This is a genomic window from Janthinobacterium sp. BJB304, from assembly GCF_002735765.1.
GTDB lineage: Bacteria > Pseudomonadota > Gammaproteobacteria > Burkholderiales > Burkholderiaceae_D > Janthinobacterium.
Genome location: NZ_PDZN01000003.1, coordinates 96,112 through 118,883 on the forward strand (window position 1 = coordinate 96,112; position 22,772 = coordinate 118,883).

Below are 22,772 nucleotides of genomic sequence, written 5' to 3' on the forward strand. Positions count from 1 at the left end.
AGAAAGCCCGGCATTTTTTTGCGCAGCAACATAAATCCTGCGCCCCATGAAAAAAGCCGCCCGGCTTGCGCGGAGCGGCTTGTTCTGCAACTACGGGTAGTACTTAGGCTGTCAGAGCTGCAATACCCGCTTTGGCGATTTGCGCATCCTCGGCTGATTTCACGCCCGAGACGCCGACGGCGCCCACGTAGTGGCCGTCGAACACGATGGGCACGCCGCCTTCGAGCAAGCCGTCGATTTCCGGGGCGCTCAGGAACGACACGCGGCCGCCGTTGATCATCTCTTCATAGATGCGCGATTCGCGGCGGCCCAGCGCGGCCGTCTTGGCTTTCGATGGGGCGATGTGCGACGAGATCGGCGCCACGCCGTCCATGCGCTGCAGCCACAGCAGGTGGCCGCCGTCGTCGACGATGGCGATCGTGACCGCCCAGTTATTCTTGACCGCTTCCGCTTCGGCGGCGGCAGCGATTTTCTTTACGTCGTCCAGGGTCAAAATCGGTTTCGATTGCATGGTGCATCCTTGTTATGTTGAAACAAAATTGTATACGAAATGCGCAGCGGCGCCATCGCCTACTGCTCGCGTTTGGCCTTCAGCTTTTGCTTGAGTTGCGCCATGACGGCAAACGTCGCCTGCTCGCCCGCCAGGATGGCCTGGTTGCGGCTGTTGAAATCGTTCCCTTTCATGGTGCCCAGGCTGGGCTGGATCACCACGTCCGCATCTTTCAATTCGAACTGGTTGATGCGCTGACCCATGATGGCGAAGGTTTGCATGATGACTTCCATCGAACTGATGGCCTTTTGCGTATCCGTTTGCGACGAAATATTCACGGCGATGATGAAGTCGGCACCCATGTCGCGCGCAAAGCGCACGGGCACGGGAGCGACGAGGCCGCCATCGACATAGGTATGGCCGGCGATCGTCACGGGCTGGAACACGCCGGGCACGGCCGACGAGGCGCGCACGGCCATGCCGGTGTTGCCGCGCTGGAACAGGATCGGCTGGCCATTTTTCAGATCGGTCGCCACCACGCCAAACGGAATCTTCAGCTTTTCCAGCGACACGCCGCCGACCGCCTTGTTGACATAGCTTTGCAGCGCTTCGCCTTTCAGCACGCCGGACGACTTGCCGAACAGGGGCAAGGCCCAGTCGGAAATGGCCGCCTCGTCCATGTCGAAGGCCATCTTTTGCAGGACGAAGCCGGAATTGCCTGCCGCATACAGGGCGCCCACCACGCTGCCGGCGCTGGTGCCGGTGACGATGTCGGCATGTATACCCTGCGATTCGAGCGCCTTGATCACGCCGATGTGTGCAAAACCGCGCGCCGCGCCGCCGCCCAGCGCCAGGCCGATCTTGATCTTGCGGGGAGCGACGACGGGTTCGGGCGGCGTCAATACTTGTACGGGTTTCGGGGCGGTGGTATCGCAGCCGGCCAGCACGAAGGCGGCCAGGGCAAGCAGGGTCAGGCGTTTAGGGAACATGGTGGCAGGAGAGAACCGCGCGCGGCAGTGGCAATAAAGGAGAGCCGATTGTAGCGCAAGCGGGGCCGGCCGCACTGAAGGCGGTCTTAAATGTTTATAGTGACAAGATTGCGAACCGTGCGCGCCACGCCGGCTGCTAGACTGGCGCCTGGTTTCCCACCTCCCCACCTCCTGGCTTATGAAAACAGACCTGTTCCGCTTCATCGCGCACCCCTGCTTGCTCGTTGCCGTCCTGCTCGGCGCAGCCTGCGCCAACGCCACCCCCGCCGCGGCGCAGCGCCCAGATAGCATCGCGGAAAGGATGGCGGGCGTTACCTGCACGGGTAACATACAGATTCCCAATGATCAGGGGGAGCACACGATTGAACTCAGCTTCGACGCCCCCGACCGGCACGGCGCGCAAGGCACCCACATCATTGACGGGCGCGGCAAAGCGAGTAATTTCTACGATTGCCGGCAAAGCGGCGACAGCTTGTCTTGCACATATGACGCGGGACCAAGCAGCGGCCCGCTGACCATGCGCTTTAGCGGCAACTTGACGCAAGTAAAGGGCGAGTTCAATTCCCCGTTTGAAAACAGCACCGCCTTGCCATTTTCCGCACGCTGCCAAAAATCGGAGCAATAGCAGCGTCCGGTCCATGGGCCAAGCGAAGAGCACCCGCTGGGTAGCTGGCTCGCATGCAGAATCGCCCCAACCGCCTCTCACTCGCCGAATCAGTCAACATGTCCAACGAATATCAATTTTCCGACAGCCGCGCCCTGAGCGCCCCATTTGCACAACAGTTATCGCAGCAGCCGCCCGACGGCGCCCTCGCCTGGCTGAGCGCCATCTTCGCCACGCAGGCACCCATGCTGCGCTCGTCGAACGCCATCCTGCTGGCCTACACGGGCAATCCGGCCGCAATCGCCTGGATCGACGCCAATATCGGCTCGCCCGTGGCGGGACAATGGGGCGTGGCGGCGGCCCTGCTGGACACGCCGTGGCCGCAAATCGTTGATTGGCTGCAACGGGGCGGCGCGCACCGGCTGATGGCGCTCGATACCCTGCTCGCGTACCGCAAGCCCGCCGTCAACATGTCGCCGCTGGAACAGATCGCCGCCCCCGTGCTGCCGCAAGCGCCAGCGCGCGCCGAACTCGACGCCGCGCTGGCCGCCTGCCTGGCGGCATCTTCCACGCCGCGCATCCAGGCTGCCATCCACTCGATCAACAAGCATGTGGACGAGATCCTGCGCGGCGGCCCGCGCGGCGTGGCCGTGGCCGACTTGCCGCGCCTGTACCTGGACCCGGCACCGTTCAAGGATGCGCCCGCCATCCTGGAGCAGCACGAGGCGGTGGTGGGCGGCATGCGGCAAAACCTGCAGAACTTGCTCAAGGGCATACTGTGAACAGGCCAACCCATATCAGCATCGACTTGAGCGAAATCAACTCGCCGCGCCAGCTGCATGCCGCCCTGGCCGCCGCACTGGATTTCCCTTCCTTCTACGGCATGAACTGGGATGCCTTCTGGGATGCCATCACGGGCCTGGTGGGCATGCCGCAACAACTGGAGCTGCTGGGCTGGCAGGGGCTGGCGTCGCGGCTGCCCCGCGATGCGGCCCTGTTGCGGCGCTGCCTGGAACGCGCGCAGCAGGAAATGCCGAACGGGGCATCACACGTGCACTACATGTAAAACGGAAACGCTTGACAGCCCCGCCCGACATCCCTTACATTGAGTGCATGTCCTCCTTCAAACATTCCTCCCCTTCCCTGCTGTCGCTATCGCGACTACTACTAGCACGCGCATAAGTTTGCCGCATTGCTTCGCCTGGCCACACGCCGGCGTGTTTCAAAAACCCTGGAAGGTTTGATGATGTTTGCACCATCCCCATACGTACACGTAATCCCCGCTGCGACTGCCCCTGCCGGCATCGCGGCCGCACTGCTACCGCTACCGATCGCTTGCCTGGCCTAGTGTTGCGTGGCCGCCCGGCAAGCTTGCGCCACAACCATTGATTTCCCCCTATCTTCAGGAGTACCCGATCATGATGTTGCAAAACCCAGCTTCCAAATACCGCGCCTTTCCTCCAGTTAAATTGACCGACCGTCAATGGCCGAACCAGATCATCAGCAAACCGCCGATCTGGATGAGCACCGACTTGCGCGACGGCAATCAGTCCTTGATCGAGCCGATGAGCGCGGAAAAGAAGCTGCGGTTCTTCGAGATGCTGATCGCCATCGGCCTGAAGGAAATCGAAGTGGGTTTCCCATCGGCATCGCAGACGGATTTCGATTTCGTGCGCAAGCTTGTCGATGAAGGCCGCATTCCGGACGACGTCACCATCATCGTGCTGACCCAGTCGCGCGAAGAATTGATCCGCCGCACGGTGGAATCCGTCGTCGGCGCCAAACGCGCCATCGTCCACCTGTACAACTCCGTGGCGCCCGTGTTCCGCAAGGTCGTGTTCGGCATGTCGCGTGAAGAAATCACGACTATCGCCACCACCGGCACCACCCTGGTAAAACAGCTGGTGGCCCAGCATCCGGAAACGGAATGGGGCTTTGAATACACGCCGGAATCGTTTTCCACCACGGAGCTCGATTTCTCCAAGCATATCTGCGACGCCGTCAGCGCCATCTGGAAGCCGACGCCGGCCAACAAGATGATCATCAACCTGCCCTCGACCGTCGAATGCAGCACGCCCAATGTGTATGCGGACCAGATCGAATGGATGTCGCGCAAGCTGGCGCGCCGCGATTCCATCATCATCAGCGTGCACCCGCATAACGACCGCGGCACGGCCGTCGCCTCGGCCGAACTGGCCGTGATGGCGGGCGCCGACCGCGTGGAAGGTTGCTTGTTCGGCAATGGCGAGCGCACGGGCAACGTCGATCTCGTCACCCTGGCGATGAACTTGTACACGCAGGGCGTGCATCCGGGCCTGGATTTCTCCGACATCGACACCGTGCGCAAGTGCGTGGAAGAGTGCAATCAGTTGCCCGTCCACCCGCGCCACCCGTATGCGGGCGACCTGGTATTTACTGCCTTCTCCGGCTCGCACCAGGATGCCATCAAGAAAGGTTTCGCCAAGCAGCAACCGGACAGCATCTGGGAAGTGCCCTACCTGCCGATCGACCCGGCCGACCTGGGCCGCAGCTACGACGCCGTGATCCGCGTCAACAGCCAGTCCGGCAAGGGCGGCATGGCATATCTGCTGGAACAGGAATACGGCCTGGTCTTGCCGCGCCGCCTGCAGATCGAATTCTCGCGCGCCGTGCAAGCCGTGGCCGACGCCACGGGCCGCGAAATCGCCGCGCAGGATATCCATGAAATCTTCCAGAAGGAATACCTGGAGCAAACGGCGCCGTACGCCTACGCTTCGCACCGCATGGTGGAAGACACGAGCAGCGACGAATCCGTGCAGATCGACATCAGCCTGTCGCACCGCCAGACGCCGCTGGCCCTGCAAGGCGGCGGCAACGGCCCCATCGACGCCTTCGTCAATGCGCTCGGTCTCGACATCAAGCTGATGGATTACCACGAACACTCGATCGGCTCCGGCGCCAACGCGCAAGCGGCGTGCTACGTGGAATTGCGCCTCGATAACGGCCCGACCCTGTTCGGCGCCGCCATCGACAGCAACATCGTCACCGCCTCGTTCAAGGCCGTGCTGTCGGCCGTGAACCGCCGCATTGGGCAGACGGAAGCCGAAAAAACAACAACGGCCAACGTGGCGGCGAGCGCCGTCTAAGGACTGCGTTCCCTCTGGCACAGGGAAAAAAAGCGGTACGGCTTGATCGCCGTGCCGCTTTTTCATTTCCGCAAGGCAATTGTTGCTGCAAAAGAAGTATCACGCGCCGTATAATCGACTCATAATAAGACCACCGGGGACAGATCATTAGCTACCGAGGGAATCAGTATGAAATTGACGGATATGAAGATAGGCGCGCGCCTGGGTGCCGGCTTTGGCGTGGTGCTGCTGCTGATGGCAGTACTGGTGGGAACGGGCCTGTTCCGGCTGGACAAGATCGGCGCGCTCAGCGAGTCCATCATCGAGAAAGACTGGGCCAAGGCGGACGCCATCGCCACCATCCGCAGCACGACGCGTTCGAATGCGGCATTGGTGCTGGAACTGTTCATCCATGAAGATCCAGCCCGCGCCAACGCCATCCATGGCGAAATCGATGCCAACAAGGCCACCATCACCGATGCGCTGGCCATCCTCGACCGCCTGATCGTGCTGCCGGAAGGCAAGGACCTGCTGGCCACCCTGAAGCAGCAGCGCAAGGCCTATGTCGTCTCGTTCAGCCAGGCAGACAAGCTGCTGGTGGCGGGGCAGCGCGCGGAAGCGGCCAAGCACGTGCGCGACGATACCCTGCCCGCCCTGAACCAACTGCAAAAGACGGTGAACCGCCTGAATGAAATTCAGCGCGGCGTGGTCGTGCATGGCGGCCAGCAAATCCAGCAGAATATTTCCGCGGCGAATGTGCTGATGGCCAGCCTGGGCACGGCTGCCCTGCTGCTGGGCGTGCTCTTTGCCTGGCGGGTCACGCGCTCGATCACCGCGCCGATCGCATATGCGCTGCGCGTGGCGCAAGCCGTGGCTGGAGGCGACTTGAGCAGCAAGATCGTGGCCGACGGCAAGGATGAAGCGGGCCAGCTGCTGCAAGCCTTGCGCGACATGAACACCAACCTGGCCACCCTCGTGGGGCAAGTGCGCGGCGGCACGGGTACGATCGCCGTGGCGTCGAGCCAGATCGCCAGCGGCAATGCCGACCTGTCGGCCCGCACCGAAGCGCAGGCCAGCGCGCTGGAAGAGACGGCTTCGTCGATGATCGAACTGACGGGCACCGTGCGCAGCAACAGCGACAATGCGCGCCAGGCCGACAGTCTGGCCCGCTCGGCGTCGGCCATCGCGCAGCGCGGCGGCTCGGCCATGGCGGAAGTGATCGGCACCATGGACGCCATCAATGCCTCGTCGCGCAAGATCGTCGACATCATCGCCGTCATCGACGGCATCGCTTTCCAGACGAATATCCTGGCACTGAATGCGGCCGTGGAAGCGGCGCGTGCCGGCGAGCAAGGCCGCGGCTTTGCCGTCGTGGCGTCGGAAGTGCGCAACCTGGCGCAACGCTCGGCGGCGGCGGCAAAAGAGATCAAGGAACTCATTGCCGACTCCGTCACGCGGGTCGGCCAGGGCGCGCAGCTGGTCAGCCAGGCGGGCGCCACGATGGATGAAGTGGTGGCCAGCGTGGGCCGGGTCAGCGCCATCGTCGGTGAAATCAGCGTCGCCAACCACGAGCAGAGCGAAGGCATCGAGCAGATCAATGCGGCCATCATGCAGATGGACCAGACGACGCAACAGAACGCGGCCCTGGTCGAGGAAGCGGCCGCGGCGGCGGCGGCCATGCATGAACAGGCGGGCGACCTGGAAACCCTCGTCAGCCAGTTCAAGCTCGAGCAGAACGCCAGCGCCAAGGCACCGCCCCGTCCTGACGCGCCCGCCGTCCCGCGCCTGCACTAAGTTATTCCACCTTTGCTTATTCCACCTGGCGCGCCAGGCGGATGCCCGTAAATTGCCAGCGCGCGCCGGCCGGGAAGAAATTGCGGTAGCTGGCGCGCGCATGGCCGGCAGGAGTCGCGCACGACGAGCCGCGCAGCACATACTGGTTCAGCATGAACTTGCCGTTGTATTCGCCCAGCGCCCCGGGCGCCGTGCGGTAGCCCGGGTACGGCGCATAGCTGCTGCTGGTCCACTGCCAGCAATGGCCGAACATCTGCCGCAGTCCCGTTCCCGGCGCGCCGGCCGCCGGATGCAGCTGGCCCACCTGCATGTCGACGCCCTGCGCCGCCACTTCCCACTCCGCTTCCGTCGGCAGGCGCGCGCCGGCCCAGTGCGCATACGCATCGGCCTCGAACAGCGACAAGTGCGTGGCCGGCGCCTGCGGGTCCAGCGGGCGCAAGCCGGATAAAGTGAATTCCTGCCAGCGGCCCGCCTCGTCGCACTGCCAGTACAGGGGGCATGTCAGCTGTTGCGTGCGGACCCAGTCCCAGCCTTCAGCCAGCCACCAATGCGCCGTGCGGTAGCCGCCCGCCTCGATAAAGGCGAGAAATTCCCCATTCGTCACCAGCGCGCTGGCCAGTTCGAACGGCGCCACGTATTGCGGGTGGCGCGGCAATTCATTGTCAAAACAAAAGCCGTCGCCCGCATGGCCGATCTGCGCCAGGCCGCCGTCGAAGGCGAGCCAGGCCGTGGGCTGCGCGTGTTCTTGCGCTGGCGCCACCGCGCCGTCTAGATAGGCGGGAAACAGGGCGCTCTGCGCCAGCAAGTGTTTGACGTCCGTCAACAGCAATTCCTGGTGCTGCTGCTCGTGTTCGAGGCCCAGCGCCAGCAACATGGTCAGCCGTTCGCGCGCGTCGCGCGCCAGTTCCCCCGCCAGCAGGCGCGCGATGCGCGCATCGACGTCGGCCCGGTAAGCGCGCACCTGCGCCATGCCGGGGCGCGTCAGCAAGCCACGCTGGGCGCGCGGGTGCTTCTCGCCCACGCCGTTGTAATACGAGTTGAACAGCACGCGGAAAGCCGGGTGGAATGGCGCGAACGCCGCTTCCATGCTTTCCAGGATAAACGTTTCGAAAAACCAGGTGGTATGCGCGAGGTGCCATTTGACGGGACTGGCGTCCGGCATCGACTGGGCGCCGCAATCTTCGTCGGACAGGGGTTCGGCCAGCCGCAGCGAGTGCTGGCGCACTTTATTGTAATGATCGATCAGCATCTTTTTCTTAGTCCCTGATGATGCGCGCATAAATGACGGCAAACCACTGCTGCGGGTCCGTCCAGACTTGAACGGTGGAAAACCCTGCCTGCTCCAGCAAGCCGACGAAGGCCGGGCGCGTATATTTATAGCTGTCTTCTGTATGGATGCGTTCGCCTTTCGCGAAACGGCGCTGGCCACCTTTCCAATGGACAACTTGTTCGCTGCGCGCTTCCAGGTGCATTTCGACGCGGTGCTCGTCGGCGTTGAAAAAGCCGTGGTGCTGCCACGCGCGCACGTCGAAGTCGGCGCCGATCAGGCCATTCACGTGGCGCAGCATGTTCAGATTAAAAGCGGCCGTGACGCCCAGCGCATCGTCATAGGCGGCGTCGAGGATGGCGTCTTCCTTGATCAGGTCGACGCCGATCAGCAGGCCGCCATCGCCGTCCGCATTCGCGCGCAGGCGGCGCAAAAAGGCGATCGCTTGCTCAGGCGCAAAATTGCCGATCGACGAGCCGGGATAGAAGAACAATCGCCGCGCGTCGCGCACGCTGTCGGGCAAGTCCAGGCGACTGGAGAAATCCAGGCCCAGACCGGTCATCTCGATATGCGGAAAGCGCTGCTGCAGCCGGCTCAGCGATTCACTGAGAAAATCGTAGGAAATATCCACGGCCACATATTGCGCCGGATGCAGCAGCGGAAACAGGCTGGCGGCCTTGGCGCAATTGCCCGCGCCCAGGTCGATCAGGGTGCTGCCCGGCCCCACGGCGTGCGCGATCTCGGCGCCGTGGCGCGCGAAGATGGCCGCCTCGGTACGCGTCGGGTAGTACTCGGGCAAGGCGCAGATGGCTTCGAACAGTTTCGAGCCGAGCGCGTCGTACAGATACTTGGGCGAAGTCCAGGCATCGCGCGCCAACAGGCCTGCGCTGATCTCGGCTATCGTGACAGGAGTGGCGCTGGCCGCACTGGCGTTGCTGGCGGGATACAAATCGGACTGCTGTTGCGCGAGTGGCATGGTCATGGGCTGGCGTCGTCAATATGAGGTTCACGAAGGGCTTGCACGGTCGGCCACCGGGCGCGCCGCCCCTGCCGCAGCGGTGTGCGGGCGCCTTGCCGATGACTTTTTTCCATCATAGCGGAATCCGCGCAAGCCAGCCGTGCGGCAGGTAACTTAAGGTCGAACAGCCGGCATGCACATAAAATTGGTATTACCCAGCAAAAATGATAAGGCTGTCGTATACTACACATTGCCGGCCAAACAATCCGCGCCCCTTGCAGTTCCCAGGCCCCCCTCTCCCCCGCGTGCCTCCCTTTACGATAGCCGTTATTAATCAAGATCACCATGCTCGAATTGCGCCATCTGTCGAAGTCCTATGCCAATGCCCGTCCCGTGCTGGCCAACCTTTCCTGCCGCTTCAAGGCGGGGGAATTCATCGCCATCATGGGCGATTCGGGCGTGGGCAAGTCGACCTTGCTGAACCTGATCGCCGGCCTCGATACGCCCGATGCGGGTGCCGAAGCGCACCCTATCCTGGTGGACGGCATTGCCATGTCCAGCCTCGATGACGCCGCCGCCACCCGGCTGCGTCGCGCCCGCATGGGCTTTATCTTCCAGGCTTTCCACGTCTTGCCGCACCTGACCCTGCTGCAAAACGTGGCCCTGCCGCTGCTGCTCAACGGACTGCCCCAGGAGCGTGCCGCCAGCATGCTCGAGGCCGTCGGCCTGGGCGGACGCGGCGGCGACTTTCCGCAGCAATTGTCGGGCGGCGAAATGCAGCGCGTGGCCATCGCCCGCGCACTCGTGCACAAGCCGGCGCTGGTGCTGGCAGATGAGCCCACCGGCAACCTCGACCCGGACACGGCGCACAGCATCCTGCAATTGCTGCGCGCCGAAATCAAGGCCAACGGCAGTTGCGCGATCATGGTCACGCACTCGCTGGCCGCCGCCGAAATGGCGGACCGGACCATGATTCTGACGAAAAGCGGCTTACAAAATACAACAACCGTCAACCAAATTGATCAAACAATCAGTTAATTTAACTGACCATCTGTCACAAGTTTTGTTATCGTAGTATTATTGAAAACACTTGCCTGGTTATCAATGTTGTAACGCGAATGTTGTCACGTCACCCAGACAGCCGTACTGCGATGACGAACTATAGCCGGGACCATATAAAGTGGTCTCGTCCCTTGCATAACCTGAAGGAGGAGTAAATGAACGTTCGACAAAAGAAGCTGGAAATGATTGAAGCGATGAACCGGGCGCGGGCGCTCGAACCATCGAGTTTTGTGCCGAACAAGCTGCTCGATACCCTGATCGAGAAGCTGAACTTGAAAAATGATGCGGAACTGTGCCGCGTCCTGGAAGTTCAGCCTCCCATCATCAGCAAGATTCGGCACGGCAAACTGTCGGTCGGTGCAACGATTTTATTGCGCATGCATGAAAAATCGGACATCACCATCCGCGAACTGAAGGAACTGTCCGCCACACCAGTCCATTGAACCACCCGCTGTTGTAATGCCATGCCAGGCACCCAGGTCCCCGGCGCCATGAACTTTTGCCATACAATTCGCGTAGTTCGCTCACCGCACAACATCCGAGCACGATAGCGAAGAGACCCAGCCCAAACCATGCTGACCGTTTCTCTGCCCTGCCGCGCCAGCCCTCCCAGCTTCTCCCCCTGCATTTCCACACATACTTGATCTGACACAACACGCATAGTCCGCGCAGGCATCAAGGTCAGCTTTTAACCAGTGATCTCAACCGCATGTCCAGCGATCCCCTTGCGCCGCCCGTGCTGCGCCTGACGCTCACGCGCGATCCCCTCGCCAGCGCCGGCGACTGCCCCGCCGCGCCCGGCTGGCACAGCGAAACCCACGTGCTGTCGAGCGCGCGCGGCATCGGCAGCTGCCGCATCGCCCTCGATATCGGCCCGGCCGACGTGGTGCAGCTGCTGCTGTGCGACGGCAGTTCGCTGCTGGCAGGCAGCCTGGACCTGCCACGCTACCTGGGGCCGGCCACGCTGGCGCGCGACGGCGCGCCCGCCAGCATCGAAGTGGGGCTGGCCCTGCGCCCGCAGGCGGCGCGCCCGCCGCCCGGCGCCAGCCGCGACGGCCTGGGCGCCTGGATGCTGCGGGCCGTGCGCGTGTACCGCTGCGGCGCCGCCGCCATGACGGCGCTGGCGGCGGCGGGCGCCTTCCAGGACCGCCAGCTGGAACAACGGCTGGGCCTGTACCGCTGCGGCATCGAGGCGGGCGGCATGACGGCCGTCGCCAGCCTGCCCGCCGGGCCGGAACCGGTGCTGCTGCTGTTGCACGGCACGGCCTCGTCGACCCAGCGCAGCTTTGCCGGCCTGTGGCGCAACGGCCTGGCGCCGCAACTGGCGGCGCAGTACGGCAACCGCATCTACGGCTATGAGCACCGCAGCCTCAGCGACAGTCCCATCGAGAACGCGCTGGCCCTCGTGCGCCAGTTGCCGCACGGCGCCGTGCTGCACCTGCTGACCCATTCACGCGGCGGCCTGGTGGGCGAATTGCTGGCCCGGGCGCAGCGCATCGACAGCCGCGGCGCCGTCGACCTGGCCGGCGACGGCCTGGAGCGATTGAGCGAAAACACGGTGGGCGGCGAAGCGTTCAACAGCCACGATATCGAACACTTCACGGCGCAGGCGCGGCTGGGCGGACGCGGCGGCTACGACGCGGATGCGGTGCGCCTGCGCGAATTGAGCGTGGAACTCAAAACACGCGCCATCCGCATCGCCCGTTTCGTGCGCGTGGCTTGCCCGTCGCGCGGCACCACCCTGATGTCGGGCCGTCTGGACCGCTGGGCCAGCGTGATGTTCAACCTGCTGCTGCACGGCAGCGTTCCCGACGGCGCCATGGCCTTCCTGCTGGCCGTGGTGCAGCAGCGCTGCGACGCGCGCATCCTGCCGGGACTGGAAGCGATGATGCCCGACTCGCCCCTGGTGGCGCTGCTCAACGCGCCCGACGTGCGCGTGGCCAGTCCGCTGCACGTGCTGGCCGGCGCGTGCAGCGGCGATGGCCTGCTGGGCTGGCTGGGCGACTGCCTCGACGACCAGCTGTACGGCGGGCAGAACGACCTGGTGGTCAATTGCGCCTCGATGGCCGGCGGCGCCACGCGCAGCACACCCGTGCGGCAACTGCTGCTGCGCGGGCCGCACACGCACCACCTGAACTACTTCGAGCGCGCGCCATCGAGCCAGGCCGCCGTGCAGGCGCTCAGCGGCGACGAGACCGCCTACCAGCCGCTGCCCGGCATCGAGCACGGCCCGCTGGCGCGCAGCGGCGAGGTGCCGAAACGGCGCGCACACGCGCCCATCGTGCTGCTGCTGCCCGACATCATGGGCAGCCACCTGCAAGTGGGCAGCAACCGCATCTGGTTCGACCCCGTCAACCTGGTCGAAGGGCGCATCGAACGCCTGGCCGTCGGCCAGCCGCACATCGTCAGCGCCGGCTGGCTCGAGTCCTGCTATGAACCGTTCGCCCGCTTTCTCGCGCAAAGCCAGGAAGTGCGGCCCTTTACCTATGACTGGCGCTTGTCGCTGCAGGAGTCGTGCCGCGCCTTCCTGCCCGTGCTCGACGACGCCATGCGCGACGCCGAGCAGCGCGGCCAGCCCTTGCGCATCGTAGCCCACGGCATGGGCGGACTGGTGGCGCGCCTGGCCCTGAAGGACCGCTGGCAGCGCTTCGGCGCCCTGCCCGGCAGCCGATTGCTGCAGGTGGGCACGGCCAACCGTGGCACGCAGGCGATGGTGCAAGTGCTGCTGGGGCGTGACCGGCTGGTGCAGATGCTGGCCTGCTGGATCGGCTGGAAGCACACGCGGCGCCAGTTTCTCGGCTTCGTGCGCGCCTTTCCCGGCGTGCTCGACATGCTGCCGTGGCCGCAGGCGGGCGCCATCGATTATTTCGACGCCGGCGCCTGGGCGCAGCTGGCCGCCGGCGACGCGCAAGCGGGGCTGCCCGGCGGCTGGCAGGCGCCCGAGGCGCCGGCGCTGGCCGCCGCGCGCGCCACCGTGACCCTGCTGGAAGCGGCCCCGCTCGACGCGCGCCATTGCAGCTACCTGGCCGGCTGCGCCGACACGCCGGTGGCGCTGCGCCTGCGCGACGGCGCCATCGAGACGGCCTGGTCGCCGGACGGCGATGGCCGCACGGCCTGGCTAGGCGCGGTGCCGGACGGCGTGGCGGCCTGCTACCTGCCGGTGGCGCATGGCGACCTGCTGCTGCAAAAGGAATACTACCCGGCCATCGCGCAGCTGCTCGACGGCGGCCAGGGCGCCGCCCTGCCCCGGCACCCGCCGCACGCGCCGGGCGGCGCCCCGCCCCGCTTCCATCCCTACGTGCCCGACGCCACGCCGCTGTACCCGCAGCCGCAGGAATTGCTCGACGCGGCCATCGGCGCCGCCGGCCCCGCCAGCGCGCCGGAAAGCCGCGCGCCGCAGCTGAGCCTATCCGTCATCCACGGCAGCATGGCCTCGGCCGACGCGCCCGTCATGAGCGGCTGCTACGCATCCGAATCGCTGCGCGGCAGCATGAGTTTTCTCGACCGCCTGCTGGCGGGCAAGCTGCAGGAAATCCACGCGCTCGGGCGCTTTCCGCAGCGTCCCGACTCCGCCCTCGTGGTGCTGCAGCCCGATGCGGCGCGCCGGCCCGGCGGCGCCATCGTCATCGGCCTGGGCGCGCTGGGCGAGCTGACGCCGGGCGAACTGGCGCGCGCCTTTGCCGGCGGCCTGCTCGAATACGCGTGCGTCTGCCTGCAGGTGCGCGCCGCCGGCCATGTGGCCACGCCGCCGATGGGCGAGCACGGCTTGCGCGTGGCCAGCCTGCTGTCCGGTTCCGGCTACGGCGGCTTGAGCATCGCCCTGTGCGCGCGGGCCCTGATCGACGGCGCGCGCAGCGCCAACCGGCGCCTCGAAGACGCGGGCATGGCCTGCCGCATCGGCCACATCGCCATCTACGAACAGTCCGAGGCGCGCGCCATCGCCGCCGCCGTGGCCATCGAACAGATCATGGCCGAAGCGCGCTACCAGGGCAGTTTCACGTTCGAGCGGCGCATCCGCCACAGCCCCGGCGGCTACCGGCGCATCCTGCCCAGCCTGAGCGGCGACAACGGCTGGCGCCGCGTGCAGATCGTCGCCGCCGATCTGTCGGGCGCCCTGCGCTTCACGGTGCTGACGGACCGCGCCCACAACAGCGTCGACGAGGAGCCGAACCAGCGGCAAGCCGTCGATGGCCTGATCATGGATGCCACCGACAACACCACCGACCAGCCGGGCCTGTCGCGCGCGCTGTACGAACTGATGCTGCCCAATGGCCTGAAGGCAGCCATCCCCGAGATGCGCGGCCTGATCCTGGCCGTCGACCAGAGCGCCGCCATCTATCCGTGGGAACTCATGCGCGACGAGGCGGGCAGCGAGGAAAGCCCCCTGTCGACGCGCATCGGCATGGTGCGCCAGCTGGCCAGCCTGCGCGAGCAGCCGTCCGCCGTCAGCCCGCCCAGCAACAGCGTGCTGGTGATCGGCGACACCGATTCCGGCCTGCCAGAGCTGTCCGCCGCGCAGGCCGAGGCGCAGGACGTGGCGCGCATGTTCTGCGCGTACGGCTACCAGGTGCGCGAGCTGCTGCGCCCGCAGGCGCAGCGCGTGCTGGTGCACCTGTTCGACGAGCGCTATTTCGCCATCCACCTGGCCGGCCATGGCGAAGTGGCCGGCCCCGGCATCGCCCATACGGGCCTGGTGCTGGGACCGAAGACGCGGCTGACGGCGGCGCAGGTGGGTAAATTGAAGCGCGTGCCGCAATTCGTCTTCATCAATTGCTGCCACCTGGGCGACATGCGCCCGGACGCCATCGCGCCGTGGTCGAAACTGGCCGCCAGCCTGGCCACGGCCTTCATTGAAATGGGCTCGCAGGCGGTGATCGCGGCCGGCTGGCGCATCGACGACCAGGCGGCCAGCATCTTCGCGCACAGCTTTTACCACGCCATGCTGAGCGGCGAATACTTCGGCGACGCCGTGCGCCTGGCGCGCGAGGCGGCGTATCTGCAATTCCCCGCCTCGAACACCTGGGGCGCCTATCAGGCGTACGGCGACGACCGCTACCGCTTTCCGAACACGCAGAGCCGGCCCTGGCAAGCGCCCGATTACCACTACCACGGCCATTTGCTGGCCGACCTGGAAACCCTGCACGCGCGCCTGGCGGGTGCCGATCCTGCACGCCGCGCGGCCATCGAGGAAAAGCTGGGCAGCATCGAGGAAGCCGTGCGTGCCCGCTTCTTCGGCTGCGCCGACATCCGCGAAAACATGGCTGCCACGCGCGCCGGTCTCGGTGGACTGGAGAACACCCTGCGCGCCATCGAACATTACCGGGCGGCGCACAGCGCGGCCGACGGCAAGGTGGGCTTGCGCGCGCTCGCCCACTGGGCGGAACTGGAGATACGCCAGGGCGCGGCCCTGTGCGGCCTCAATGCGGGCGCCGGCATCGAGGTGCCCGCCGTGCCCGACCCGGCCCAGGGACGCCAGCTGCTGCAGGATGGAAAGCAGCATATCGACCTGCTGGTGGCGCTGGCGCCCACGGCGCAGCGCCTGGCCCTGCTGGGACGCTACTGGGCCTTGCAGGCGCGCCTGGCCTGCCGCGAAGGAAACTCCGGCGCATCGGCCCTGCGCGCCATGACGGACGCCTGCCTGGCCGCGCTGGAAGAAGCGCGGCGGCGCAGCGGCGCGGCCGACTGCGACCTGATTTTCCAGGTGCTGGCGGGCGCCCTGCTGCTGAAAGCCCATGGCGACGGCGGCGCCTGGCGCGCGCTCGATCCGCAGTTGGGCGACTTGCTGCACGACGCCATCGCCTATGCGCGCCAGCGCCACGCGGATGAACACCGCGCCATCGACGCCGGCGCCCCCGTGCGCGCCGCCCTGCTGGCGGCCCTGTGGCAGGCGCCGGACGGCCAGTCCTTCGACGCGCCCGCGCGCGCCGCCTTCCTGGCCCTGTACCACGGCGCCGTGCGGCGCCACGGCAGCATCGGCGAACCCGAAACGATCACGGCGCCGCTGCGCTTCCTGCTCGAACTGCTGCCGCCCGACAGCCCGGAGACCGGCTTGCGCAGCACCGTGCAGGCGCTGGCCAGCCAGCTGCAGGCCTTACTGCCCGGCGTGAGCCCTGGCAGCCTTAGCCAGGCACCACCCCGTAATGGCGCGCATAGCGCTCGTCCAGATTCGCCAGCGGCATCATCATGAACATATCGGCGCTTTCGAAATCAGGATCCCACGCCGGTTCGCCGCAAATCCAGGCGCCCGAACGCAGATAGCCCTTGATCAGCGGCGGCACTTGCGGCTTGTGCGCCGCTTCCACCTGGTGGATGGGGAAAGGCAGGTGCGGCGTGACGCGGTACTCGCTTGGGGCCATGTGCTTTTCCGCCAGCGCCTGGTACACGGCGACGGCGTTGTGGCCGCCATCGGCCAGGCTGATGCTGGCGCAGCCGACCAGGTAGTCGCAGCGCTCGCGGCGCATGTACTCGGCCAGGCCCGACCACAGCAGCATGATCACGCTGCCGCCCCGGTATTTCGGGTGGATGCAGGCGCGGCCCGCTTCGACCATGCGCCCGCGCAGGTTCTTCAGGCGGCTCAGGTCGAACTCGTTTTCCGAATACAGGCGGCCGATCTTGGCCGCCTTGGCCGCGCTCAGCACGCGGTAAGTGCCCACTACTTTCAGGGTGTCGGCGTCGCGCACGATCAGGTGATCGCAGTGCGCGTCGAATTCATCGCTGTCGAGGCCATCGGCGTTGGCAAGCGACGTCAATCCCATCGTCTCGATAAACACCTTGTAACGCAAACGCTGGACTTCACGCAATTCCGCCGCCGTCGTGGCCTGGCTCAGCACCAGTTGGACCGGACGGGCCTTGGCTTCGTTTGATGCGATTATGTTTTGCATGGTTTCATCCCCTGTGATCAAGACGACTCCAGCGTACTTGCCTAATATGTCAGGAAAATGACAGCCGAATGTCATTTCCATGACGCAAGTCAACGTCATTCGGGGATCGTGCATAATTACCACACTCGCCCAGCCGAAAGAGCCCATGACAGACACCGACGCCGTCCATATCACGCCCTACACCAAGCCTGCCGCCGGCTGGGACGCCTTGAAACACGTGGCCATCAGCCTGCGCCAGGAGCGCGTCGCGCCCGGGAATCTGAAGGCGCTGCTGGCGCAAAACCAGCCAGACGGTTTCGATTGCCCCGGCTGCGCCTGGCCCGACCGCCACCACGCGTCCACGTTCGCCTTTTGCGAAAACGGCGCCAAGGCCGTCGCCGCCGAAGCGACCAGCCGCCGCGCCGGACCGGAACTGTTTGCCAGCCACACCGTCACGCAGCTGCTGGAACAGTCGGACTACGCGCTCGAGCAACACGGCCGCCTGACAGAACCGATGGTCTACGACGCCGCCAGCGACCGCTACGTGCCTATCGCCTGGGAAGACGCCTACGCCCTCGTGGGCCGCCACCTGCGCGCCCTGCCCGATGCCAACCAGGCCGCGTTCTATACGTCAGGACGCGCCAGCAACGAAGCGGCCTTTTTGTACCAGCTGATGGCGCGCCTGTACGGCACGAACAACTTCCCCGACTGCTCCAACATGTGCCACGAGGCGACCAGCCGCGGCTTGCCGGCCACCGTGGGCATCGGCAAGGGCACGGTGACCCTGGCCGACTTCGAACTGGCCGACACCATCCTCATCTTCGGCCAGAATCCCGCCACCAACCACCCGCGCATGCTGGGCGAACTGCGCGAGTGCGCGCGCCGCGGCGGCAGCATCGTTTCCATCAATCCCCTGCGCGAGCGGGGCTTGCAGCGCTTCATGGACCCGCAAAGCGCGCGGGAAATGGCGACCCTGGACAGCACGCGTCTGGCCGGCCTGTTCGTGCAACCGACGCTGGGCGGCGACTTCGCCCTGATCAAGGCCGTCGCCAAGCGCGTCGTCGAACATGACGACGCGGCGCAGGCGGCAGGCAGGCCCGCCGTCATCGACCACGCCTTCATTCTTGAGCACTGCAGCGGTTTCGACGCCTTCCGCGACGACCTGCGCGCAGAAAGCTGGGAATTGCTGCTGCGGGAGTCGGGCGTGGCGCGCGCGCAGATCGAGGCATTGACGAACATTGTCGTCAAGGGCCGACGCATCATCGCCACCTGGGGCATGGGCCTGACGCAGCACAAGCACAGCGTGGCGGCCATCCGCATGCTGTCGAACCTGATGATGCTGCGCGGCCAGATCGGCAAGCCGGGCGCCGGATTATGTCCCGTGCGCGGCCACTCCAACGTGCAGGGCGACCGCACGATGGGCATCGAGGAAAAGCCGACAACCGCCTTCCTCGACCGCCTGGGCCAGGTGTATGGTTTTACTCCGCCGCGCGCGCACGGCCACGACGTGGTGGCCACCATCGAAGCCATGCGGCGCGGCGACGTCAAGGTGTTCATCGCGCTGGGCGGCAATTTCGCGGCCGCCACGCCGGACACGCCCGTCACCTGCGCCGCGCTGCGCCAGTGCGCGCTGACGGTGCAGGTGGCCACCAAGCTCAATCGCAGCCACCTGGTCATCGGCAAGGAAGCCCTGCTGCTACCCACCCTGGGCCGCACGGAGATCGACCTGCAGCACGGCGTGGCGCAAGGCGTGACGGTGGAAGACTCGATGAGCATGGTGCATATCTCGTACGGCCGCAATGCGCCCGCTTCGCCGCAGCTGCGCTCGGAAGTGGCCATCGTGGCCGGCATGGCCGAAGCGGTGGTGGGCAGCAATCTAGTGGACTGGCGCGCGTACGCGGCCGACTATGCGCGCATCCGCGACGATATCGAAAAGGTGTTCGACGATTTTTACGACTACAACGCCAGGGTGGCGCAGCCGGGCGGCTTTCATCTGACAGTGGCCTCGCGCGAACGCGTGTGGAAGACGGCCAGCGGCAAGGCCAACTTCCTCGTCGCCCCGCTGGACCTCGACACGCCGCTGCACCGCGCCCGCGCGCGCCACGGCGAGCGCCTGATGGTCTTGATGAGCACCCGCTCGCACGACCAGTACAACACCACCATCTACGGCATGGATGACCGCTACCGGGGCGTTTACGGCACGCGCAAGGTCGTCTTCGCCAATGCGGCCGATATCGCCATGCTGGGTTTTAAGGATGGCGATATGATCGATTTGATAGGCGCCTGGGACGATGGCGTGGCGCGCCGGGCCGACGGTTTCCGGCTGGTCGCCTATGACATCCCGCGCGGCTGCCTGGGCGCCTACTACCCGGAGACGAATGCGCTGGTGCCGCTGGCCAGCACGGCCGACGGCGCCGGCACGCCCACGTCGAAGTCCGTGCCGGTGCTGCTACAAGCGGCGAATGTTCAGATGCCGATATCCGGCGTGTAATCGACGTACGCATCCTGGCGGCAGAAACCCACCAGCTTCATGCCGGCCTGCGTGGCGATGGAAATGGCCAGCGAACTGGGGGCGGAAATCGTCGCCAGCAAGGGTATCTGCATGCGCGCCGCCTTGCGCGCCAGCTCGTAGCTGCCACGACTGGACAGGAAGACGAAGCCGCGCCGCATGTCGATATCGTGCAGCGCCAGGTAGCCAATCAGCTTGTCGAGACCATTGTGCCGGCCGACATCCTCGAACACGTGCACGATGTCGCCGTCGGGCGTGCACCACGCGGCCGCGTGCACGCCGCCCGTTTCCCGCATCAGCGCCTGGTGCTCGCGCAAGCCTGCGGATGCGCGCGCCAGCGCGGCCGGCAAGTCGACGCGGATCAGGGACGGCGGCAGCGCCGCGGGCCGCAAATCGAGCATGTCGATGCTGTCGATGCCGCACACGCCGCAGCCCGTGCGGCCCGTCAGCTGGCGGCGCCTGTCCTTCAGGCGCACGAAATCCTCCTGCGCGATGCTCAAGGACACTTCGGCGGAATCGGGACGCAGCAACACTTCGCAATCGAAGATGGCGGCAGCCGATGCCACCACGCCTTCCGTCAGCGCGAAACCGTAGGCAAACGCTTCCAGGTCGCGCGGGGTGGCCATCATGACGACGTGGGAAATGCCATTGAAGACCAGCGCGACGGGGATTTCCTCGGCGACGTGGTCGATGGCATCGGTGAACTGGCCCGCGCGATGGCGGACGATGGCGCGCTCGACGAAGCCGGCGCGTTCGATCTCTGTATCTTCTGACATGGCAACCATGGGGGAACTATCACAGGCCCCATGGTAAACCAGAACGGCCAGGCAGGGGGCGGCCCCTGCCCGCGCCATCAATCCTTCTTCGGACGGCCCGTTTTCAGCTGCGGCAAACCGGCCAGCACGTTTTGCAGCGTGGCCAGGTCGATCTGGCTGATCAGCGCCACGCCGATGCGCAGCAATTCGCTTTTCTTGATCTCGAAACCGGCCTTCAGGCAGGCTTTCTTGACCTGGCCCAGGACTTCGTATTCCGCTTCCGGCATGGTGAAGCTGTCACGCACCAGTTTTGGCTTGCGGGCTTTTTCCTTGACGGCGACGACCTTGGCGACCGGCGTTTTTTTCGCTGGCGCAGGCTTGGCGGCGGCCTTGGCAGCCGGTTTGACGGCGGTTTTCGCTGCCGGCTTGGCGGCGGGCTTTGCAGCAACCTTGGCCGCTGGCTTGGCAACGGTTTTTACTGCCGTCTTGGCGGCAGGCTTGACAGCGGCCTTGGCGACAGGTTTGGCAACGGGCTTGGCCACGACGGCCTTGGCCGCCGGCTTGGCGGCTGGCGCCTTGGCGGCGGTGGGCTTGGCGGCAGCCGGTTTCGCTGCCGCCGGCTTCGCAGCGGCCGGTTTGGCGGCCACTGGCTTGACGGCGGCCTTGGCCACCGGCTTGGCTGCCGGCTTCGCGGCGGGCTTCACTGCAGGCTTGGCGGCCGGTGCGGCCTTGGCCGCTGCCGCGTTGATCGATGCGCTGGTCGGGAACATCGATACGGGCGCGCTGTCGGCCTTTTTCGCTGGGGTGGTTTTGGTCATGGATTCTCCAATCTAGTAAATAATATAAACAATATATACTGTTTTTTGAAATCTTGCTTGCTGCACATCAAGTCATGCGCATGCCATGACCTTCTAGGCGCTGGCGCGGATGGTGAAATCGACCCCGACCTCATCCCAGAATTCCTGCTCCTTCTCGATCCAGAACGACACGGTGGGATGGTGCGCCACCCAGCCGCGCTTGATGTCGAGTTCGATGCGGCTCTTCATGCGCAGGCGCAGTTCGCTGAAATCGGCCTCGATGCGCGCATGCATGAGCAGAATCGACAGGCGCAGCGCCAGCACGGCCTTGGCGAAATCGGGGTCGGACAGCACCTCGCCGATCTTGCGCAAGTTGCCCTTCTGCGCCAGGATCAGCCGGCTCATGGTCTTCTGTTCGCGCGTGGTAAAACCGGGCAAGTCCGCATTTTCCACGATGTAGGATGCGTGCTTGTGATAGCCCGTCTGCGACACGGCCAGGCCCACCTCGTGCAGCAGGCTGCTCCAGCGCAGGCATTTCACCAGGGCGTCGGACGTGGGCTTGAGCTGCGCGTACATGGCCAGCGCCTGCTCGGCCACCCGGCCGGCGCGCTGCTGGTCGATATGGAATTTTTCCATGCAGCCCTGCACCGACTGTTCGCGGCGGTCGCGCTTGGTCGAACGCAGGTACAGATCCCACATCACACCCATGCGCAAACCCGCCTCGATCGGCGTCATGGCGGGAATGGCCAGTTCGCGGAACAGGCCGATCAGGATGGCCAGGCCGCCGACGATGGTGCTGGCGCGGTCGGGGCGCAAGCCCGGCATGTCGATGCGGCTGGTGTGACCGAGTTCGATGAAGCGGCGCGCCAGCGCATCGAGGCTGATGCTGGTGAGCAAGCCGTCACCAAGCTTGTTGCGGGCGATGATGTCGGCGATCGTGCGGATGGTGCCGGAAGAGCCGTAAGCCGTCTTCCAGTGCTGCGGATGGTACGGCGGCGCGGCATCCTCGAAATGGCTGCGCGCCGACAGGATGGCCGCCTCGAACGACGGCGCGTCGATGCGTCCGCCGATGAAGAACGACAGGCTTTGCTTGACCGTGCCCAGGCTGAAGGATTCGACGCGTTCGATATCATTGCCGCGCCCCAGTATCAGTTCGGTCGAACCGCCGCCGATATCCATCACCAGCCGGCGTTCGCCGGGAATGGCCAGCGCATTGGCCACGCCCATGTAGATCAGGCGGCCCTCTTCCTCGCCCGAGATGATCTCGATCGGGTAGCCGATGGCTTGCTCGGCCAGCGGCAGGAAGACGGCGCCGTTGCGCGCCACGCGCATGGCCGACGTGGCCACCACGCGCACGGCATCGAGTTCGAAGCCGGCGAGGATGGCGCGAAAGCGCTGCAGGCAGGCCAGCGCGCCCTGCATGGCCGCTTCGGTCAGGTCGCCATTGGCGTCCAGGCCGGCGGCCAGGCGTATCGGATCGCGCACGCTCTTGACCACGCGAATGGTGTCGCCATCATGCTTGCCGACGTGTAAACGAAAACTGTTGGACCCCAGGTCCACCGCTGCATACATACTGGCCTCTT

At 65.5% G+C, this 22,772-nt stretch carries 17 protein-coding genes; 9 read left to right on the plus strand and 8 right to left on the minus strand.

Annotation, left to right across the window (positions count from 1 at the left end):
* Positions 1-103 precede the first annotated feature (103 nt).
* Both CSQ95_RS04435 and CSQ95_RS04440 read right to left on the minus strand, forming a co-directional pair.
* The gene (locus CSQ95_RS04435) at positions 104-511 is read right to left on the minus strand and encodes a heme-binding protein (RefSeq protein WP_034786036.1); all 408 of its coding nucleotides are present in this window, start codon (positions 509-511) and stop codon (positions 104-106) included.
* Between the two features lie 59 nt (positions 512-570).
* A complete protein-coding gene (locus tag CSQ95_RS04440) occupies positions 571-1,479 on the minus strand; it encodes a patatin-like phospholipase family protein (protein WP_099408647.1) in 909 nt (302 codons plus the stop codon).
* Positions 1,480-1,657: 178 nt separating this feature from the next.
* Between CSQ95_RS04440 and CSQ95_RS04445 the strand changes: the two genes are divergently transcribed.
* The 5 genes from CSQ95_RS04445 (at position 1,658) to CSQ95_RS04465 (ending at position 6,981) form a co-directional block, all read left to right on the plus strand.
* The gene (locus tag CSQ95_RS04445; protein ID WP_099408648.1) at positions 1,658-2,104 is read left to right on the plus strand and encodes a hypothetical protein; all 447 of its coding nucleotides are present in this window, start codon (positions 1,658-1,660) and stop codon (positions 2,102-2,104) included.
* Positions 2,105-2,202: 98 nt separating this feature from the next.
* The gene (locus CSQ95_RS29815) at positions 2,203-2,865 is read left to right on the plus strand and encodes a hypothetical protein (protein WP_218963576.1); all 663 of its coding nucleotides are present in this window, start codon (positions 2,203-2,205) and stop codon (positions 2,863-2,865) included.
* Positions 2,862-3,149, plus strand: coding sequence for a barstar family protein (locus CSQ95_RS04455; RefSeq protein WP_099408649.1), 288 nt, complete (start codon positions 2,862-2,864; stop codon positions 3,147-3,149). The genes CSQ95_RS29815 and CSQ95_RS04455 overlap by 4 nt, the downstream gene beginning before the upstream one ends.
* Positions 3,150-3,501: 352 nt before the next feature.
* Positions 3,502-5,208, plus strand: a complete 1,707-nt coding sequence (gene leuA / locus CSQ95_RS04460) for a 2-isopropylmalate synthase (RefSeq protein WP_070219528.1) — start codon at positions 3,502-3,504, stop codon at positions 5,206-5,208.
* Positions 5,209-5,376: 168 nt separating this feature from the next.
* Complete coding sequence (locus tag CSQ95_RS04465) at positions 5,377-6,981, plus strand: methyl-accepting chemotaxis protein (protein WP_180278953.1); 1,605 nt, start codon at positions 5,377-5,379, stop codon at positions 6,979-6,981.
* A gap of 16 nt (positions 6,982-6,997) precedes the next feature.
* On the opposite strand, the gene egtB is transcribed toward CSQ95_RS04465, so the two are convergent.
* A complete protein-coding gene (gene egtB, locus CSQ95_RS04470) occupies positions 6,998-8,230 on the minus strand; it encodes an ergothioneine biosynthesis protein EgtB (protein WP_099408650.1) in 1,233 nt (410 codons plus the stop codon).
* A 7-nt stretch (positions 8,231-8,237) separates the two neighbouring features.
* A complete protein-coding gene (gene egtD / locus CSQ95_RS04475; protein ID WP_099408651.1) occupies positions 8,238-9,230 on the minus strand; it encodes an L-histidine N(alpha)-methyltransferase in 993 nt (330 codons plus the stop codon).
* Between the two features lie 321 nt (positions 9,231-9,551).
* Between egtD and CSQ95_RS04480 the strand changes: the two genes are divergently transcribed.
* The 3 genes from CSQ95_RS04480 to CSQ95_RS04490 all read left to right on the plus strand — a co-directional run bounded on the left by CSQ95_RS04480 (position 9,552) and on the right by CSQ95_RS04490 (position 16,455).
* Positions 9,552-10,244 carry an ABC transporter ATP-binding protein gene (locus CSQ95_RS04480; RefSeq protein WP_070313594.1) on the plus strand — a complete coding sequence of 231 codons (693 nt, stop codon included), beginning with the start codon at positions 9,552-9,554 and terminating at the stop codon, positions 10,242-10,244.
* A gap of 179 nt (positions 10,245-10,423) precedes the next feature.
* A complete protein-coding gene (locus tag CSQ95_RS04485) occupies positions 10,424-10,711 on the plus strand; it encodes a hypothetical protein (RefSeq protein WP_034757399.1) in 288 nt (95 codons plus the stop codon).
* 266 nt (positions 10,712-10,977) lie between these two features.
* Positions 10,978-16,455, plus strand: coding sequence for a CHAT domain-containing protein (locus tag CSQ95_RS04490; RefSeq protein ID WP_099408652.1), 5,478 nt, complete (start codon positions 10,978-10,980; stop codon positions 16,453-16,455).
* Here CSQ95_RS04490 and CSQ95_RS04495 read toward each other — a convergent pair.
* On the minus strand, positions 16,388-17,149 hold the full coding sequence (locus tag CSQ95_RS04495; RefSeq protein WP_046683713.1) for a GNAT family N-acetyltransferase: 762 nt from the start codon (positions 17,147-17,149) through the stop codon (positions 16,388-16,390). The genes CSQ95_RS04490 and CSQ95_RS04495 overlap by 68 nt on opposite strands.
* Positions 17,150-17,294: 145 nt before the next feature.
* On the opposite strand from CSQ95_RS04495, the gene CSQ95_RS04500 reads away from it, so the two are divergent.
* Positions 17,295-19,619, plus strand: a complete 2,325-nt coding sequence (locus CSQ95_RS04500; protein WP_099408653.1) for an FdhF/YdeP family oxidoreductase — start codon at positions 17,295-17,297, stop codon at positions 19,617-19,619.
* Here CSQ95_RS04500 and fdhD read toward each other — a convergent pair.
* The 3 genes from fdhD to CSQ95_RS04520 all read right to left on the minus strand — a co-directional run bounded on the left by fdhD (position 19,595) and on the right by CSQ95_RS04520 (position 22,761).
* A complete protein-coding gene (fdhD, locus tag CSQ95_RS04505) occupies positions 19,595-20,413 on the minus strand; it encodes a formate dehydrogenase accessory sulfurtransferase FdhD (protein ID WP_257217951.1) in 819 nt (272 codons plus the stop codon). The genes CSQ95_RS04500 and fdhD overlap by 25 nt on opposite strands.
* A 77-nt stretch (positions 20,414-20,490) precedes the next feature.
* A complete protein-coding gene (locus tag CSQ95_RS29585; protein WP_257217952.1) occupies positions 20,491-21,210 on the minus strand; it encodes a hypothetical protein in 720 nt (239 codons plus the stop codon).
* 93 nt (positions 21,211-21,303) lie between these two features.
* Positions 21,304-22,761 carry a Ppx/GppA phosphatase family protein gene (locus CSQ95_RS04520; protein ID WP_099408655.1) on the minus strand — a complete coding sequence of 486 codons (1,458 nt, stop codon included), beginning with the start codon at positions 22,759-22,761 and terminating at the stop codon, positions 21,304-21,306.
* Positions 22,762-22,772: the final 11 nt, after the last annotated feature.